Source organism: Campylobacter devanensis (genome assembly GCF_002139915.1).
GTDB lineage: Bacteria > Campylobacterota > Campylobacteria > Campylobacterales > Campylobacteraceae > Campylobacter > Campylobacter devanensis.
In genome coordinates this window covers 232,185-248,305 of the sequence record NZ_CP018788.1, presented here as the reverse complement: position 1 = coordinate 248,305, position 16,121 = coordinate 232,185, and the positions used below count along the sequence as shown (strand labels likewise).

The following is a 16,121-nucleotide window of genomic DNA, read 5'->3' as shown; positions in this document are numbered from 1 at the left end:
GGAGATAAATTTGGATAATATAGCTCTATATAAAAGTGTTATTTGTATGATTTTAGGGGATAAAAAATCAGAAATTATAGAGTTTATCATAGATAATTTAGATGATGATAAGAGATTTAAATACACTATAAAAGAGCTATGCGCTACGCTAAATATCAGCAAACCAACGGCCATTGATACCATAAATTTACTAACCCAAAAAAGGGTTATAAAAAAGATCAAAAATGGCCTATATCAACTAAGCATCTAAATAAAAAATATGAGTTAATAAAATCTTAAATCCGATAATTATAAGGATAACCCCACCCAAAATAAGCGCTTTTTTCTCTAGCGCTTCACCTAGATACTTGCCAATATAAACTGCAACAATACAAATAGCAAAACATACTAGCCCTACAACTATTGAGCTAACTGCGATACTACCACCCTCAAAGCTAAGCGCTACACCAATAGCCAATGCGTCTATACTAGTAGCGATCGCCCCAATTATTAAAAGTTTTAAACTCAAATCAATACTACACTCTAGATCCTCTTCTTCTCTAGAATCTTTTATCATCTTAGCGCCTAAAACAAATAATATAAAAAATGCTATATAATGATCAATAGCTTCGACATATTTAATAAATTCAAGCCCTAAAAAGTAACCAATAAGCAACATAAGAGCTTGAAAAAATCCATAAATAAAGGCAATTTTGCTAATTTTAAATAAATTTAATTTTCCACATCTTGCGCCATTGGCTATGCTTAATGCTGCACTATCCATCGATAGTGCCACAGCCAAAAGCAGCAACTCCATCACAAGCCAGCACTCGCTATTGCATTTGCTTGATAATCAGCAATTAATGGATCGATAATCTCATCAAATAGCCCTCCGGCCATAATCGCATCAAGTCTATATAGAGTTAAGTTTATCCTATGGTCGCTAATTCTATTTTGTGGATAGTTGTATGTACGAATTCTACCACTTCTATCGCCTGTTCCGACTTGATCTTTTCTCTCTTGACTTTGGGCTGCTAGACGCTCTTTTTCTTGCATCTCATACAATCTAGCTTTTAAAACCTTCATTGCGGCTTCTTTGTTTTTATGCTGACTTTTGCCATCTTGGTTGACAACTACCAAACCAGTTGGTTTATGCGTGATTCTTACAGCCGAGTCAGTAGTATTTACGCTTTGACCACCATGACCGCTACTGCGCATTACATCGATTTTAAGATCATTTTCATTGATAATAATCTCGCTATCTTGCACTTCTGGCATTACTGCTACTGTGATAGCAGATGTATGTACCCTACCTTGTGACTCAGTTTCAGGTACACGCTGAACCCTATGGGTACCGCCTTCAAATTTAAGTCTTGAATATGCACCATCACCTTTTATTAGCAAAATAATCTCTTTAAATCCGCCAGCACTTCCCTCGCTAGAACTAACAATTTCGAATTTATATCCTCTTTGCTCTGTATAGCGCATATATGCATTTGCTAAATCACCAACAAATAATGCTGCTTCATCTCCGCCAGTACCTGCTCTAAGCTCTAAAAATATATTTTTATCATCATTTGGATCTTTTGGGATAAGTAAAATTCTAATCTCATTTTCTAATCTCTCAAGCGCTGGCTCAAGCGTTTTAAGCTCATCTTTAGCCAACTCACCCAACTCAGGATCACCTAATAATTCACGATTCTCTTCGATACTTGATAAGATACTAAGATACCTATCACTAGCTTCTTTAATCGGTTCTAAATTTCGCTGTTCTTTGGAAAGTTCAGTCATACGGGATATATCACTAATGACTGATGGATCGCTTAGCAAGCTCTCAATCTCGCTAAAACGATCTATGAATGGTTGTAATTTTTGTGCGAGCATAAACTAGCTTACGCAGCTAATGTATTTACTAATTTTGCTAAGCGGCTAACTCTTCTAGAAGCTGTCTCTTTTTTCAAGAAACCTTTGTTTACAAAGCTATGGAAGCTTTTATTTACATCTTTTAATGCTGATAATGCTGCTTCTTTATCGTTGTTAGCTACTGCAACTCTTACCGCTTTTGTTAAATTTTTAAGTCTTGTACGGTAGAATCTATTTCTCTCTGTTCTTTTAATGGTTTGTCTTGCTCTTTTTTCAGCAGATTTATGATTTGCCATAACTTACCTTTTTCATAATTTTAGCTCGGAATTATACCAAAATATTATTAATTAAAACTGAATTTAAGTATCTTTTAATATAGTAAAATAGCCAACTCTAGCACTATTTTTGTTAGTTTAACATTTTTAGCTAAAATACGATTAAATTTACAAATTTATGAGGATGATATGAAGCTATTTGGAACTGATGGAGTAAGAGGATTAGCAGGTAAAAAGCTTGATGCAATGACTGCTATGCGCCTAGCGATGGCTGCTGGAATTTACTTTAGAGCGCACTCTAAAACTAATAAAATTCTAGTAGGAAAAGATACAAGAAAAAGTGGCTATATGATAGAAACTGCTATAGTAGCAGGACTTACAGCAGTTGGCTATGATGTAGTGCAAATTGGCCCAATGCCAACTCCTGCTATTGCATTTTTAACTGAAGATATGCGTTGTGATGCTGGAATTATGATAAGTGCGAGTCACAATCCATTTTTTGATAATGGAATTAAATTTTTTGATGGGAGTGGCAATAAACTAGCTGAAGCCGATGAAAGAGAGATTGAAGAAATTTACTTTAATCTAGATTTAATCCAACACAATCAAAAAACTGGCCTAGATATCGGAAGCGCCAAAAGAATAGACGATGTAATAGGTCGCTATATCGTACATATTAAAAACTCCTTCCCAAAAGAGCTAACCTTAAAAGGGTTAAGAGTTGTCCTAGATGTAGCAAATGGTGCAGCCTATAAAGTTGCTCCGACAGTATTTAGCGAATTAGGCGCTGAAATAATCGTTTTAAATGATGAACCAAATGGTTCAAATATTAATGAAAATTGCGGCGCTTTGCATCCTGAGAGTCTTGCTACTGAGGTTAAAAGACTTAGAGCTGATATAGGATTTGCATTTGATGGAGATGCTGATAGGCTAGTTGTAGTAGATGAAAAAGGTACAGTAGTCGATGGTGATGCGCTTCTTGGGGTATTGGCTAGCTATTTAGATGATAACAATATGCTAAGCAAAAAAGCAATAGTAACAACTGTGATGAGCAATGCTGCTTTAGATGATTACTTAAGCAAACACAAAATTGCCCTAAAACGCTCAAATGTTGGCGATAAATATGTCTTAGAGATGATGAAAGAACATGGGATAAACTTTGGAGGCGAACAAAGCGGCCATATCATATTTAGCGACTTTTCTAAAACCGGAGATGGATTAGTCTCAGCACTTCAAGTTAGTGCATGCTTATTAAAAAGTGGTAAAAAAGCTAGTGAAATATTTGGAAAAATCAAACCATATCCACAAAAATTAACAAATTTAAAAATAGTACAAAAACGCCCACTTGATCAGATCAGCGGAATAAAAGAGCTTGAATCCGAACTAGAAAAACTCCATATTAGATCACTATTTCGCTACTCTGGTACAGAGAACTTAATTAGACTACTCTTAGAGGGCAAGGATGAAAATCTAGTCGCTCAAAAGATGGAAGAGGTAGAAAAATTCTTTTTAAAAGCATTAAATGAATAAGGTATTTTTACAATTTTTAGGCTATTTTGCTATCATTTTTGCAGCTGACCAGCTAATCAAATGGCTATTTTTACAAGGCTTTAGATGGCAAAGCGATTTTATTGATCTGGTGCTAGTTTACAATAAAGGCGTTGCATTTTCAATGTTAGCATTTTTAGAAGGAAATTTAAAATATCTTCAGATTGCATTAATCACACTTTTAGCTATTTATTTAATTAAACAAAAAGAGCTTTTAAAGTCGCACACAGCGGCTTTTGGTTTGATTTTAGGCAGTGGATGTTCTAATATTTTTGATAGATTCATACATCCAGGCGTAGTCGATTATATATTTTGGCATAAGTGGTTTGAGTTTGCTGTGTTTAACTTTGCTGATATAATGATAAATTTAGGCGTAGCTATAATCTTGCTACAAACCTTAATCCAAAAAAAGGCAAAATAATGGGACGAAATATCTACATAGCCTATCTGTTATGGTTTTTTCTATCAGCTTTTAGCGCTCATAGAATTTACTGCGGAAAGTTTTTAAGCGGAGTTATGCAGTTAACACTATTTTGGATTGGAAGTGCTACGACAATATTTTTAATTGGCTATATATTTTTAGGATTTTGGCTAATATGGTGGCTAATTGATGCTTTTTTGCTTCATAGCTGGGTGGTAAAAATAAACGAGATAAACGCATTGCAGCATAGTATTAGTGATATTAAAAATTTAGAAAATATAGAAAAACTTTACGAGCTTTACAAAAGTGGTGCTATAAATTACGAAGAGTATCTAAGGCAAAAAGATATAATTTTAAAAAATATTTAAATTCATTTATAAATCATATGCTAAACTTGCACAAAATTTAAGGAGAAAATATGGAATTTCAAACCTATTTATGGTTAAAATGGTTGCACTATGCTGCTTTTATATCGTGGATGGCGATGCTTTTTTATCTGCCTAGGCTATTTGTCTATCATGCTGAACATATAGCAAATAACGGCTTTTGTGATGTTGTAAAGATTCAAGAATCCAAACTATTTCATGGAATTGGATGGATTGCGATGATTATTACGATAGCTTCAGGATTATTTATTTTAATTGGCGCTAAACCTGAACTAATGAAGCAAGGATATTTTCATATGAAGCTACTTTGTGTAGTGATTTTAGTGATTTATCATTTTAGTTTAGGATATTTTATGAAACAATTTAAAGAAAATCGCTGCACAAAAAGCGGTAAATTCTTTAGAATTTATAACGAAATTCCAACAATCATTATGTTTGTGATTCTTTATGCTATGCTTGTAAAGGCAAATTTGGTATAAATTTTAAATTCAAGCCCAAAAATTTATTCAAATTTAAGGCTTGAATTTGTATAATTCTAGTCTTTTTAGCCAAAAAGGTTCTATAGCTCAGTTGGTAGAGCATCACCTTGACATGGTGGGGGTCACAGGTTCAAGTCCTGTTAGAGCCACCATAATCCTTTGTGCCTCGGTAGCTCAGCTGGTTAGAGCGCTGGTCTCATAAGCCGGAGGTCGGGAGTTCAAGTCTCCCCCTAGGCACCAATATCACTCTTTAACACTTTTTTAAATATTTTAAACACACTTTAAACCATATTTAACTAGCTTTTAAGTTTTTTGCTATCGCCTTATTTCAATTATTTTAATTTAATGCTAACGAAGTGAAGCAATCTTATATTTATTGGCTTTATCACAAATTTGCTGTGAGCAATATAACTGTATATAAAAAAGGTGCAAATGAATTTTTAATAAATTATAGCTACAATAAAACTTAAAACTTTTTAAAATTGTATTAAATATAAATTAAGCAAGTTTAAAGGCATAAAAAGAGATAATTTATCGCACTTAGCATTGCAAAGTAAAGCGTGAATTTAGATTCAATAAAATAAAAAATATCTATCAAAGTTTATTAAAATTAATAAGAGCTATTGCAAAATAAAAACTAAAAACTCTATTGAGTTAAGTTAAATTTATAGGAAATTTAAATGACACCAGAGCAAAAATCTAGACAAAATATCGATACCTTACTTATTAAAGCTGGGTTTATCGTGCAAAATAGAGATGAGTTTGATCGCACCGCAGATCGTGGCGTTGTAGTTCGTGAGTTTGCTATGAGTGATGGTAGTTTTGCCGATTATCTTATCTTTATAGATGGCAAAGCTTGCGGCGTTATAGAAGCTAAAAAAACTGGTCTTAGTCTAAGCGGTGTAGAAAATCAATCGCGTCATTATGCTAAAAATTTACCTACAAATGTCCGCACTCATATGGATAATGAGTTGCCATTTTTATTTGAAAGCAATGGTGTTGAGATTTATTTTACTGATTTGCGTGATAAAAAAAGCCGTTCTAGACGAATTTTTGCATTCTATCGCCCTGATTTTTTAGCAAAAATTCTAAGAGAAGATACTTTAAGAAATAGAATTTTATCTATGCCGAGCCTACAAATGGCAAACCTTAGAAAGTGTCAATTTGATGCCATAAATTCACTAGAAAACTCCCTTAAAAATTATAAACCAAGAGCCTTAATCCAAATGGCAACCGGCTCTGGCAAAACTTTTACAGCATGTAATTTTATCTATCGCCTTATTAAATTTGCTGGTGCAAAAAGGGTGTTATTTTTGGTAGATAGAAACAATCTTGGCAAACAAACCAAAAATGAATTTGAAAATTTTCACCTAAATGATGAAAATCGCAAATTTAGTGAAGTTTATATAACTCAACATCTTAATACAAATACCATAGATAAAGATGCAAAAGTCGTTATCACCACTATTCAGCGTATGTATTCTATGCTTAGTGGCGATGAATACTATGATGAAAAAGATGAAGAAATTTCAGCCTATGAAAACTATAAAAGCGAAAATAAGAGCGAACGAATAGTAAGCTATAATCCAAATATCCCTATTGAGAGTTTTGATTTTATCGTAGTTGATGAATGCCATAGAAGTATTTATGGCGAGTGGAGACAGGTTTTAGAGTATTTTGACGCCTTTATCATCGGACTTACTGCTACTCCATCTAAGCAGACTTTAGGATATTTTAGTGCGAATTTAGTTAGTCAATACCCGCTAGAGCGCTCTATAATAGATGGTATAAATGTTGATTGTGAAATTTTTCGCATCAAAACTCAAATCAGCGAATACGGAAACACTATCAAAAAAGGCTTTTTGGTGCCTGTAATGGACAAAAAAACTAGATTGAAATACTATGAAAGCCTAGATGAAAATTTAGAATATCAAAAAACAGACCTAGATCGCTCCGTAGTATCTATAAATCAAATTCAAACTATTTTAGAATGTTACAAGAATGCTATTTTTACCGAGCTTTATCCAGAGCGTGAGCCTAGCTTTGTACCAAAAACTCTTATATTTGCTAAAGATGATAATCACGCTGAAAATATCACTCGCATAACTAGAGAAGTTTTTGGGCAAGGTAATGATTTTTGCAAAAAAATTACATATAATATCGGCAACGCAAAACCAGAAGAACTAATAAAAGCCTTTAAAACAGACCCGACTTTTCGCATAGCAGTTACTGTAGATATGATAGCTACAGGTACAGATATTAAGCCACTTGAAGTGGTGATTTTTATGCGTGATGTAAAGTCATCTTTGTATTACGAACAGATGAAGGGTAGAGGCGTTCGCACCATAAATCCTAATGATTTACAAACTATCACACCAAATGCTAAAAGCAAAGATAAATTCTATCTCATAGATGCAGTAGGTGTAAGCGAAAGCAAAAAAACAATTTCAGCACCACTTGAACGCAAAAAAGGTATAAGTCTAGCTAAAATCTTAGAAAATGTGGCTAATGGCGATACTAGCGATGATACACTCTCTAGCCTTGCTGGACGCCTAGTGCGAATAGAAGCCAATATCAGCGATGATGACAAAACTCAAATTTCAAAAATACTAGATTCAAAAACACTAGGGCAACTCGCTAGCGATATTTTAGATACCTTAGATGTAGATCTTACACAAAACTTAAACAATGATGAAATCATAGCCAAAAAAGATGAAGTTTTAAAACCATTTAATAAGCCTATATTTCGTAAAATGTTACTAGATCTATCGCAAAAATCAAAACTCTATATAGATGATATTTCACCAGATAGTGTGATAAATGCGGAATTCAATAAAAACAAAGCAAATGAAATAATCGCAAATTTTAATGATTTTATCAATGAAAATAAAGATGAGATCACGGCTCTAAGCATAATCTATAATAAAGATTATAAAAATAGAAAACTTACTTATGAGTTAATAAACGAACTAAACGACAAGCTAAAATCTAACAATCTAGATAGTTTTCAAATATGGAATTCTTACGCTTTAGTCAAACCAGACAAAGTTAAAAATAACGCCAAAAGTATTGTGGGGTGTCTTACAAATATCATACAATTAGTCAAATTTGCTCTAGGTTTTGATGATGAGCTTAGGGAGTTTAGCAGCATAGCAAATTCTAGATTTGAACTATGGAAAGGTAGGCAAAAGAACAAGGGCATAATATTTGATGAAAAACAAAACGAATTTTTAGAGCTTATAAAAGAGTATATAATAAGCAATTCTTATCTTGATTTAGCAGACATACAGAGCTTTTTGGGTAATAAGGGTGGAATTTTTAAAGCTAAAACGCTTTTTGATAACTTTGAGAATTTACTAATAGAATTAAATCAAGCTTTAGTGGCGTAAAATAAAGGGGTAACTATGCTAAAAAAATTTAATCATATAAATTGTGCAACCTATAAAAATTTTAATTGGGAATTAAAAGATTTTATAATTGATAAATTTAAAAGTAGTGCAAAATGATGAATAAAATACCAAAAGGCTGGGAAGTCAAAAAACTGGGGGAAATTTGTGAAAAAATATCAGCAGGTGGTGATAAACCAGCAGAATTTTCACCAATTAAAACAAATGATTTTAAAATTCCTATTTATTCAAATGGCATAAAAGACAATGGACTTTATGGATATACAAAATATGCTACTATTAATAAACAAGCCGTTACAGTTTCGGCTCGTGGAACAATAGGTTTTGTTTGTGTTAGAAATGAGCCTTTTTGTCCAATAGTTAGGCTAATAAGCGCAATACCAAAAGATAATATTTTAGACTTAAAATTTTTAGCTTATGCTTTAAAATTTAAAATTCCAAGTGGTGAAGGTTCAAGCATACCACAATTAACCGTGCCAAATTTTAAACAACTTGAAATCCCACTCCCACCATTATCAGAGCAAAAGGCTATTGCGGATAAGTTAGATGATAGTTTTGTAAAAATTGAAAATGCTATAACCAATCTAATAAATGCAAAAGAAAATCTAAAACTTTATAAACAAAGCGTGCTTAAATCTGCGTTTAATGGTGATTTGATACCTAACACTTCACCTACCCACTGGGAAGTTAAAAAACTGGGAGATTTTTCTGAAATAAAAGGCGGAAAGAGATTGCCAGCAAATTCAAAATTTTCAAAAGATACTACAAAATTTGCATATATTAGGGTCGCTGATTTTGAAAATATGAGCGTAAATTTAAAAGATATCAAATATATTACACAAGAAGTACAAGATAAAATAAAAAATTATACTATTTCTAGTGATGATATTTATATTTCAATAGCAGGCACAATAGGAAAAGTAGGCACAATACCTATTGAATTAAATGGTGCAAATTTAACAGAAAATGCAGCTAAAATTACTTTTAACGGTGCTAATAAGAAATTTTTAGTTTATTATTTAAATTCAAATGAAGCACAAATGCAAATTATTTTTTTTACAAAAGCTACAACACAGGCAAAATTAGCGCTTTACAGAATAAAAGAAATTAAAATCCCACTCCCACCATTATCAGAGCAAAATTTAATAGTGGCTGAGATAGATAGGAGATTTGCAATAGTGGATAAAACTCTAAATTTGATAGATAAAAGCATTCAAAATGCTAAAAACTTAAAACAAAGTATATTAAAAAAAGCATTTAGCGGAGAGTTAAGGAGTGAAATATGAGCGAAAGTGCGTTAATAGGCAAGGTATGGAATTACGCTAGTATATTAAGAGATAGTGGAGTTAGCTATACAGATTATGTAAGCCAAATTACCTATTTGTTATTTTTAAAAATGGATGATGAGAGAGAGAAATTTTTGGGCGTTGCGTCGCTTTTGCCCTCTCATTGTAAATGGCAAAATTTGTCAAATTTAGATGGAAGTGAGCTAGAAACTGCTTACACCAATGCCTTAAACACTCTATCAAAGCAAAGTGGTATAGTAGGCACTATATACCAAAAAGCTCAAAATAAAATCAACGAACCAGCCAAACTAAAACGGCTAGTAAGCTTAATAGATAATGAAACTTGGCTAGGCTTAGATGTAGATGTCAAAGGGGCGATTTATGAAGGGTTATTACAAAAAAACGCCACCGAAACCAAAGGCGGAGCGGGACAATATTTTACCCCAAGAGCAATAATCAAAGCCATAGTAAGCGTGATGAAGCCACAAATTGGTATGAGTATAAATGACCCAGCGTGTGGAACTGGCGGATTTTTGCTAGAAGCGTATGAGTATATGAGGGCTAGTAGTAAAGATAAAACCAAGCTAGAAAATCTAAAAACAAAAGCACTAAGTGGCACCGATATTTCGCCACTAGTTACTAGTCTATGTGCGATGAATTTATATCTACATGATATAGGCGGTGATGAGAGTCCAGTAAAAACAAGCGATAGTCTTTTAAGTCTAGGCGATCAAAGATACGATATGGTACTGACAAATCCACCTTTTGGCAAAAAATCATCTACCAAAATTATGGGTGATGATGGCAGCGTAAATACTCAAAGCGAAAGCTATGAAAGAGATGATTTCATAGTAAGCACTTCTAATAAACAGATAAACTTTTTGCAACATATAATGAGCGTGTTAAAAATTGGTGGTAAAGCAGCTGTTGTTCTGCCTGATAATGTGCTATTTGAGGGCGGAGCTGGCGAGAAAGTGAGGCAACGACTTTTAAAGGATTTTAATCTACATACGATTTTGCGTCTGCCTACTGGGATTTTTTATGCGCAGGGAGTAAAGGCAAATGTGCTATTTTTTGATAAATTAACTCCAAGTAATGAGCCTAAAACTACTCAAGTATGGGTATATGATCTAAGGACAAATCAAAATTTTACTCTTGTAGAAAATCCACTAAATGATGAGAGTTTGGCTGATTTTATCCAATGCTATGGCGATAATCTAGCTCAAAGAAAACAAAGTGAGAGATTTAAATGCTTTAACATAGATGAGATATTAAAGCGAGATAAAACAAATCTCGATATATCGTGGATAAAAGAACAAAGCGTAATAAATAGCGAAAATATAGCAACTCCAGATGAGATATTAGAAGAGATAAAAGCAGATATCGCTGCGGCGCTGGGTGAGCTTGAGCAGATTAAGGTTTAAAAATAATAGAGTAAAGAGCAAATTTTAACTTTTTAGCTCTTTACTTAGCATTATATTATCTGTTGTAAAATACTAAATCATTTTAAAAATAAGGATAAATATGTTAAATCTTCTTTTTAAGTCGCTTTTTGCTTTGGCTGTGCTTATAGTATTCATCGCTGGTGTGGTATTTGATGCTAAGTTTTTATCTCAAAATCAGTTTAGCGATAAAGAGCTTAAATTTAATCGCACAATTACACAGAGCGTGGAGTTTATTCCAGATCAATTTAGTGCAAATATTAGCTTAGAATCTACAAATGCTTTACGTACCAAAGACCAAATAGCTCCAAATGAGCTAGAAATTATCACTGCTACACTTGATAAGGCGTTAAAATTAGCCAAAGATAGTCAAATTTGTAAAGCTTCTACCTACTCAATAAATCCAAGCTATAGCTACAACGATGGTGCTAGAATCATCACCGGACAGCTTATAAACTTTGATATTGGATGTAAATTTGATAAAAATAGCATTGATAAATATGATAACTTAATTACTCAATTAAATACGCTATTAAAAAACAATGAGTTTATAAGCATTAATCTACCAGCCATAACTCCATCAGTATCAGATGCCATATCAACACAAAATAACGAGCTACTACACATTAAAGTATTAAATAACGCTATGCAAAAAGCACAGCTTTACTCAAATGAGCTTGGTAAAAATTGTGTATTAAATAGCGTTGATTTTACCGGAACTAGCCACCCAGCAGTATATGCGAACCTAAAATCAACCCAAACGCCAATAGAGTCTAAACATACCCAAACCCTATCGGCAACAGCCACATATAACTGCAAATAATAAAGCCCCTAAATGGGGCAAATTTAAATTATGAAAGTGCCTTTTTAGCCGCTTCGCTCATACGCTTACCATCGCAAGCAGAGCCGATAGTCTCTTTGGCTAACTTCATCAATGCACCTAAATCCTTAATCCCATTTAAGCTATTTTGCGCTATCAGCTCTGATATTTTCGCCTTCAATTCATCATCGCTAAGCTGTTTTGGTAGATATCTAGAGATTATCTCTATCTCGCCAAGCTCCTTTTGTGCTAAATCATCTCTACCGCCGTTTTTATACTGCGTGGCTGAGTCATTGCGACGCTTAATCTCGCTTTGTAAAATTGTAAAGATTCTAGCATCATCTAGCTCCACTCTCTCATCAACTTCAATCTGCTTAAATGCCGAGTTTATCATACGCAAGGTATCTCTCTCAAAACTATTTCCAGCTTTCATCGCTGCTTTTATATCATTTAAAATTTGTGCTTTTACGCTCATTTTATCTCCTTTAAATTTAATTTTTTTGTTATAAAAAGACCCTCTCGCAAACCATCATCAATCACTATACACGGGTTAAACCCTACTAAATTTGATAAAATCTCACACCCTTTAACAATCAAATCGGCACGATTTTTACCTACTAGCTCATCTTTATTTGGTGTAGTTTTTAGCAAATTTGCCGCCCAGTTTAAATCTGTATTTTTAATCTGCACTCCATTTATCAAATCTGCTCTATAATTAGTATAATTTAACCCTTGCTTAAGCGCTGCAACTGTTGTAGGTACGCCAGAAGTTAAAATAATATTGTTAAATTTAAACTGCTTAATAAACTCTATAGCCATTGATATCTCAGCCCTCTTATTACTCTCAAGAGCTGTGATAATCCCAAAGCTAAAACTACGACTTATCTCGCCAAAACTAATCTCTGTACTAGCTCCACCAAGATCGATTAAAAGAGAATCTTTTAGATCAAGATTTAAAATTTTAGCACGATTTTCTACACCTAAACGAGTTAAATATGCTTCAACTTCACCACTAATAATATTAAATTCAATACCAAATTCAGCTCTAATATCCCTAAAAAATTCGCTAGAATTTGACGCTTGTCTAAAAGCCTCAGTCGCTACTGCTATACTAGAGCTAAATGACGCCTCAGTACAAAGCTGAGCCACTGCTGTTCTAATGCGCTCCATAGCATCTATGGCTAATCCAGTATGGCTTAGCCCACGAGCTGAACCAACTATCCGCTCAAAGCTATACTCACACTCAAAATTCCCACTACCCAATCTACGCATTTTACAGGCTCTAATCGTGTTGCTTCCAAGATCAATTGCAATCATTTAAATAATCCTTTATAGCCTCTATTTTAAGCCTTTTTAGCTCATCACCATACGCCTTGCCAGTTGTCTTGATAATAGTAGTATCAATATGCGGTGAAAATTTAAAATCATAAATTCCCAAATCCTTTGCCATCTTAATTCTAGCCTTGCTATCAAGCCCAAGCCACTGATAAAGCGGCATATCAAGGGCGATTTTAAGTAGTTCAAATTTACTTACTCGCCTTAAAAATGGCTGTTTATAAGATATAGAATAGCAATTTGGCAAAGCAAGTCTAGATATAAGAGATTTGCCATCAATAGCATAATAGTTAATTAAATGGTATAAAAATGAAGCCTTGTGAGTGTGAATTTTATTTGAAATTTGTTGTATAAATCGCTCATCAAACTCCACGCCAAAAAGCTTTAAATCTAGCCCAAGCTCACTAAGTAACTCCATTGCACGTCTTTTAAATTTAGCTATAAAAAACTTTTCAAGCTCTAAATATATGCGGTTAGCACTTAAATCGCTTATATCTATTTTTTGCATAATCTTAAGACTATCGCTATTACAAACCAAATCAAATCTAGCAGCAAACTGAACTCCACGAAGTACTCGTAAACTATCATCGCTAAAAGTTTTAGGGTTAGTAACTCTTAATCTTTTAGCCATTAAATCACTCACGCCACCCCAAAAATCCAATACCTCACCGCTAAATATATTTACCATAATTGAATTTATTGTAAAATCTCTGCGTGCGCTAGCTATGCGTTCATCATTGCAATACTCTACACTAAAACCCTTATGACCATATCCGCTTTTAGATTCAGTTCGTGGCAGACTTAGATCATAGTTTTTTAACTTATAGACAAAATAGCTCTTACCCACACCTACAGCACCGCACTCTTGCATCAGGGCATCAAATTTATCTGGCGTAATATCGTAAATCTCAATATCATAATCTTTTGAGCCAATTCCTAGTATAGCATCACGCACCGATCCGCCAACTAAGTAGGCTCGTTTTGTATGGTTTAAAAGTAATTTTTTAAGTTCGTCAAAATCGCTATTTTGAGAGATTTGATAGCCTATTGTCGATACTAGCAAGCATAAATTCCAAAAATTTAATCGTCATATCCATCCTAAATTCCCTATTACTACTATCAGCGCTATTTAGCCCCTCAAATAGCACGCCAATTCTCTCTTTTAGCCCTTGTAGATATAACATCTCGCTTGATCCAAGATTTTTTTGTGCTTGTGGCCTTGTCTGGGCTTGTGGTTGGAGTTGCGGCTTTGGCTGCGGTCTTGATCTTAATGGTTCTGAAGTATCCATAGATGCGACTCTAGAAGCTAGCATCTCCTTTATCTCCATAGCATTTTTCTTAGCAGCCTCTTTTTGCGCTATAGTTTGAGCTTTAAACTGGGGCTGCATAGTTTGACGAGGTTCTTGATTAAAATCAAACTCACGCCTTAACTCATTAGATTCATCATTATCGCTTGCTTCTTCAACGATAAAGCCATTTTTAGCCACAGCACTGCTTGTGCCTTGTAGTTGAGCATTTACCTCATCAATAGTAAGCTTGGCAATATCTTCTAATCTCATATCTTTATCAACCACCTTTTAAATTCTCTTATACCAGCATCATCGTTTTCTTTTAAATTTAGATAAAACTCTAGCATCTGTTCATTTGTCTCGCCATTTTTGCGCTTTAGACCACTTAGCCGTCTAATAGCTGAGCGTGCTTCTTGATTGTTTGGATCACGCATTAAAATATTTTTATAAACCTCTAGAGCCTCATCTCTTAGCCCTTGATTTTCGTAAATCAGAGCCTCTGTAATTGTGCCTCTCATTGTTTTTTGATATAGTCACTAATAATTGAGCCGATTTCACTAGTTGTACAGATCTCAACTGCGTCAAATTTAGCGATATCTTTGGTTCTATAGCCATCTTTTAATACAGCTTTTATAGCGTTTTCTATGCAGTTTGCTGCTTCATTTTCGCCTAAGGCATATCTTAACATCATTGCAGCTGAAAGAATCATAGCTATAGGATTAGCAATACCTTGTCCAGCTATGTCTGGAGCACTTCCATGAATTGGCTCATAGATTCCTACATCACCACCCATTGAAGCACTTGGAAGAAGACCAATAGAGCCACAAACCATACTAGCCTCATCGCTTAAAATATCTCCAAATAAATTTTCAGTCAAAATAACATCAAATCCAGTTGGATATCGTACAAGCTGCATAGCTGCATTATCTACATACATATACTCAAGCGTTACATCTGGGTAATTTTGTGCTACTTTTGCTGTTACTTCACGCCATAATTGACTAGTTTCAAGTACATTTGCCTTATCTACCATACAAACTTTTTTACGTCTTTTCATCGCTGCTTCAAAGGCAATTTTAGCAATTCTTTCAATCTCGCTAACTGTATAAGTCATTGTGTTATAGGCTCTATCTTCGAGCTTTTCTCTAGGCTGACCAAAGTATAATCCACCAGTTAGCTCTCTAACAACTAAGATATCTACACCCTTTATAACCTCAGCTTTTAATGTTGAGGCGTTAATAAGCTCATCATATATCATTGCTGGACGCAAATTTGCATATGCGTTTAGTGATTTTCTAAGCTTTAATAGCCCACTCTCTGGGCGAAGATGTCTAGGTAGATTATCCCATTTTTCGCCACCAATCGCACCAAAAAGTACCGCATCACTCTTTCTAGCGCCATTTAACGTCTCATCAGGAAGAGGCTCACCAAAGACATCTATTGCTGCCCCTCCCATCAAATAGTACTCATAATTTAATTCAAAATTAAATTTAGCACTCACACTATCAAGAACTTTTATAGCCTCATCGGCGATCTCTGGGCCGATTCCATCGCCTTTTATTACACAAATATTATAACTTTTCATAAATAT

General features: G+C 34.0%; 18 protein-coding genes and 2 tRNA genes. 11 read left to right on the top strand and 9 right to left on the bottom strand.

Annotation, left to right across the window (positions count from 1 at the left end; genetic code table 11):
* Window positions 1-10 precede the first annotated feature (10 nt).
* Window positions 11-250 (top strand): replication/maintenance protein RepL, encoded by a 240-nt coding sequence (locus tag CIGN_RS01265; protein WP_167368949.1) that lies wholly within the window; start codon window positions 11-13, stop codon window positions 248-250.
* Here the strand turns inward: CIGN_RS01265 and CIGN_RS01260 are convergent.
* Genes CIGN_RS01260 through rpsT form a run of 3 tightly spaced genes read right to left on the bottom strand, consistent with a single transcriptional unit; the run spans window position 239 to window position 2,138 of the window.
* Window positions 239-796: a manganese efflux pump MntP gene (locus CIGN_RS01260; RefSeq protein WP_086302020.1), complete on the bottom strand. Its 558-nt coding sequence runs from the start codon at window positions 794-796 to the stop codon at window positions 239-241. The genes CIGN_RS01265 and CIGN_RS01260 overlap by 12 nt on opposite strands.
* Window positions 796-1,863 carry a peptide chain release factor 1 gene (prfA, locus tag CIGN_RS01255; protein WP_086225313.1) on the bottom strand — a complete coding sequence of 356 codons (1,068 nt, stop codon included), beginning with the start codon at window positions 1,861-1,863 and terminating at the stop codon, window positions 796-798. The genes CIGN_RS01260 and prfA overlap by 1 nt, the downstream gene beginning before the upstream one ends.
* A gap of 8 nt (window positions 1,864-1,871) precedes the next feature.
* Entirely contained in the window at window positions 1,872-2,138 is a 267-nt protein-coding gene (gene rpsT, locus CIGN_RS01250; protein ID WP_086225312.1) for a 30S ribosomal protein S20, read from the bottom strand.
* A 168-nt stretch (window positions 2,139-2,306) separates the two neighbouring features.
* Between rpsT and glmM the strand changes: the two genes are divergently transcribed.
* The 10 genes from glmM to CIGN_RS01200 all read left to right on the top strand — a co-directional run bounded on the left by glmM (window position 2,307) and on the right by CIGN_RS01200 (window position 11,909).
* On the top strand, window positions 2,307-3,647 hold the full coding sequence (gene glmM, locus CIGN_RS01245; RefSeq protein ID WP_086228324.1) for a phosphoglucosamine mutase: 1,341 nt from the start codon (window positions 2,307-2,309) through the stop codon (window positions 3,645-3,647).
* Window positions 3,640-4,086, top strand: a complete 447-nt coding sequence (gene lspA, locus CIGN_RS01240; protein ID WP_086302019.1) for a signal peptidase II — start codon at window positions 3,640-3,642, stop codon at window positions 4,084-4,086. Before glmM ends, lspA begins: the two co-directional genes overlap by 8 nt.
* Window positions 4,086-4,454 (top strand): NINE protein, encoded by a 369-nt coding sequence (locus CIGN_RS01235; protein ID WP_086228326.1) that lies wholly within the window; start codon window positions 4,086-4,088, stop codon window positions 4,452-4,454. Before lspA ends, CIGN_RS01235 begins: the two co-directional genes overlap by 1 nt.
* 50 nt (window positions 4,455-4,504) lie before the next feature.
* Window positions 4,505-4,951 (top strand): CopD family protein, encoded by a 447-nt coding sequence (locus tag CIGN_RS01230; RefSeq protein WP_086229387.1) that lies wholly within the window; start codon window positions 4,505-4,507, stop codon window positions 4,949-4,951.
* 76 nt (window positions 4,952-5,027) lie between these two features.
* Window positions 5,028-5,103, top strand: a tRNA-Val gene (locus CIGN_RS01225).
* An 11-nt stretch (window positions 5,104-5,114) separates the two neighbouring features.
* Window positions 5,115-5,191 (top strand) — tRNA-Met (locus tag CIGN_RS01220).
* 440 nt (window positions 5,192-5,631) lie between these two features.
* Window positions 5,632-8,340, top strand: a complete 2,709-nt coding sequence (locus CIGN_RS01215; RefSeq protein WP_086302018.1) for a type I restriction endonuclease subunit R — start codon at window positions 5,632-5,634, stop codon at window positions 8,338-8,340.
* 116 nt (window positions 8,341-8,456) lie between these two features.
* Window positions 8,457-9,644, top strand: coding sequence for a restriction endonuclease subunit S (locus CIGN_RS01210; protein ID WP_236844769.1), 1,188 nt, complete (start codon window positions 8,457-8,459; stop codon window positions 9,642-9,644).
* Complete coding sequence (locus CIGN_RS01205) at window positions 9,641-11,068, top strand: type I restriction-modification system subunit M (RefSeq protein ID WP_086302016.1); 1,428 nt, start codon at window positions 9,641-9,643, stop codon at window positions 11,066-11,068. Before CIGN_RS01210 ends, CIGN_RS01205 begins: the two co-directional genes overlap by 4 nt.
* A gap of 100 nt (window positions 11,069-11,168) precedes the next feature.
* Window positions 11,169-11,909, top strand: a complete 741-nt coding sequence (locus tag CIGN_RS01200; protein WP_086226029.1) for an SIMPL domain-containing protein — start codon at window positions 11,169-11,171, stop codon at window positions 11,907-11,909.
* A gap of 28 nt (window positions 11,910-11,937) precedes the next feature.
* Here CIGN_RS01200 and CIGN_RS01195 read toward each other — a convergent pair whose 3' ends face one another.
* The 6 genes from CIGN_RS01195 to leuB are packed head-to-tail and all read right to left on the bottom strand — an operon-like array spanning window position 11,938 to window position 16,115.
* Window positions 11,938-12,381 (bottom strand): GatB/YqeY domain-containing protein, encoded by a 444-nt coding sequence (locus tag CIGN_RS01195; protein WP_086302015.1) that lies wholly within the window; start codon window positions 12,379-12,381, stop codon window positions 11,938-11,940.
* On the bottom strand, window positions 12,378-13,223 hold the full coding sequence (locus tag CIGN_RS01190) for a Ppx/GppA phosphatase family protein (protein ID WP_086302014.1): 846 nt from the start codon (window positions 13,221-13,223) through the stop codon (window positions 12,378-12,380). The genes CIGN_RS01195 and CIGN_RS01190 overlap by 4 nt, the downstream gene beginning before the upstream one ends.
* A complete protein-coding gene (locus CIGN_RS01185) occupies window positions 13,210-14,304 on the bottom strand; it encodes a tRNA nucleotidyltransferase/poly(A) polymerase family protein (protein WP_086302013.1) in 1,095 nt (364 codons plus the stop codon). Before CIGN_RS01185 ends, CIGN_RS01190 begins: the two co-directional genes overlap by 14 nt.
* Window positions 14,264-14,800, bottom strand: coding sequence for a CiaD-like domain-containing protein (locus CIGN_RS01180; RefSeq protein WP_086228332.1), 537 nt, complete (start codon window positions 14,798-14,800; stop codon window positions 14,264-14,266). The genes CIGN_RS01185 and CIGN_RS01180 overlap by 41 nt, the downstream gene beginning before the upstream one ends.
* Complete coding sequence (locus CIGN_RS01175) at window positions 14,797-15,048, bottom strand: hypothetical protein (protein WP_086224919.1); 252 nt, start codon at window positions 15,046-15,048, stop codon at window positions 14,797-14,799. The genes CIGN_RS01180 and CIGN_RS01175 overlap by 4 nt, the downstream gene beginning before the upstream one ends.
* A complete protein-coding gene (leuB, locus tag CIGN_RS01170; RefSeq protein ID WP_086224920.1) occupies window positions 15,045-16,115 on the bottom strand; it encodes a 3-isopropylmalate dehydrogenase in 1,071 nt (356 codons plus the stop codon). The genes CIGN_RS01175 and leuB overlap by 4 nt, the downstream gene beginning before the upstream one ends.
* Window positions 16,116-16,121 lie beyond the last annotated feature (6 nt).

Excerpts from the sequence above, each read along its gene's own strand:
- CIGN_RS01230 (WP_086229387.1), top strand. The coding sequence starts at position 4,505 with ATGGAATTTCAAACCTATTTATGGTTAAAATGGTTGCACTATGCTGCT.
- CIGN_RS01235 (WP_086228326.1), top strand. The coding sequence starts at position 4,086 with ATGGGACGAAATATCTACATAGCCTATCTGTTATGGTTTTTTCTATCA.
- glmM (WP_086228324.1), top strand. The coding sequence starts at position 2,307 with ATGAAGCTATTTGGAACTGATGGAGTAAGAGGATTAGCAGGTAAAAAG.
- CIGN_RS01210 (WP_236844769.1), top strand. The coding sequence starts at position 8,457 with ATGAATAAAATACCAAAAGGCTGGGAAGTCAAAAAACTGGGGGAAATT.
- CIGN_RS01190 (WP_086302014.1), bottom strand. The coding sequence starts at position 13,223 with ATGATTGCAATTGATCTTGGAAGCAACACGATTAGAGCCTGTAAAATG.
- CIGN_RS01260 (WP_086302020.1), bottom strand. The coding sequence starts at position 796 with ATGGAGTTGCTGCTTTTGGCTGTGGCACTATCGATGGATAGTGCAGCA.
- CIGN_RS01180 (WP_086228332.1), bottom strand. The coding sequence starts at position 14,800 with ATGAGATTAGAAGATATTGCCAAGCTTACTATTGATGAGGTAAATGCT.
- CIGN_RS01205 (WP_086302016.1), top strand. The coding sequence starts at position 9,641 with ATGAGCGAAAGTGCGTTAATAGGCAAGGTATGGAATTACGCTAGTATA.
- rpsT (WP_086225312.1), bottom strand. The coding sequence starts at position 2,138 with ATGGCAAATCATAAATCTGCTGAAAAAAGAGCAAGACAAACCATTAAA.
- prfA (WP_086225313.1), bottom strand. The coding sequence starts at position 1,863 with ATGCTCGCACAAAAATTACAACCATTCATAGATCGTTTTAGCGAGATT.
- leuB (WP_086224920.1), bottom strand. The coding sequence starts at position 16,115 with ATGAAAAGTTATAATATTTGTGTAATAAAAGGCGATGGAATCGGCCCA.
- CIGN_RS01215 (WP_086302018.1), top strand. The coding sequence starts at position 5,632 with ATGACACCAGAGCAAAAATCTAGACAAAATATCGATACCTTACTTATT.
- CIGN_RS01200 (WP_086226029.1), top strand. The coding sequence starts at position 11,169 with ATGTTAAATCTTCTTTTTAAGTCGCTTTTTGCTTTGGCTGTGCTTATA.
- CIGN_RS01195 (WP_086302015.1), bottom strand. The coding sequence starts at position 12,381 with ATGAGCGTAAAAGCACAAATTTTAAATGATATAAAAGCAGCGATGAAA.
- lspA (WP_086302019.1), top strand. The coding sequence starts at position 3,640 with ATGAATAAGGTATTTTTACAATTTTTAGGCTATTTTGCTATCATTTTT.
- CIGN_RS01175 (WP_086224919.1), bottom strand. The coding sequence starts at position 15,048 with ATGAGAGGCACAATTACAGAGGCTCTGATTTACGAAAATCAAGGGCTA.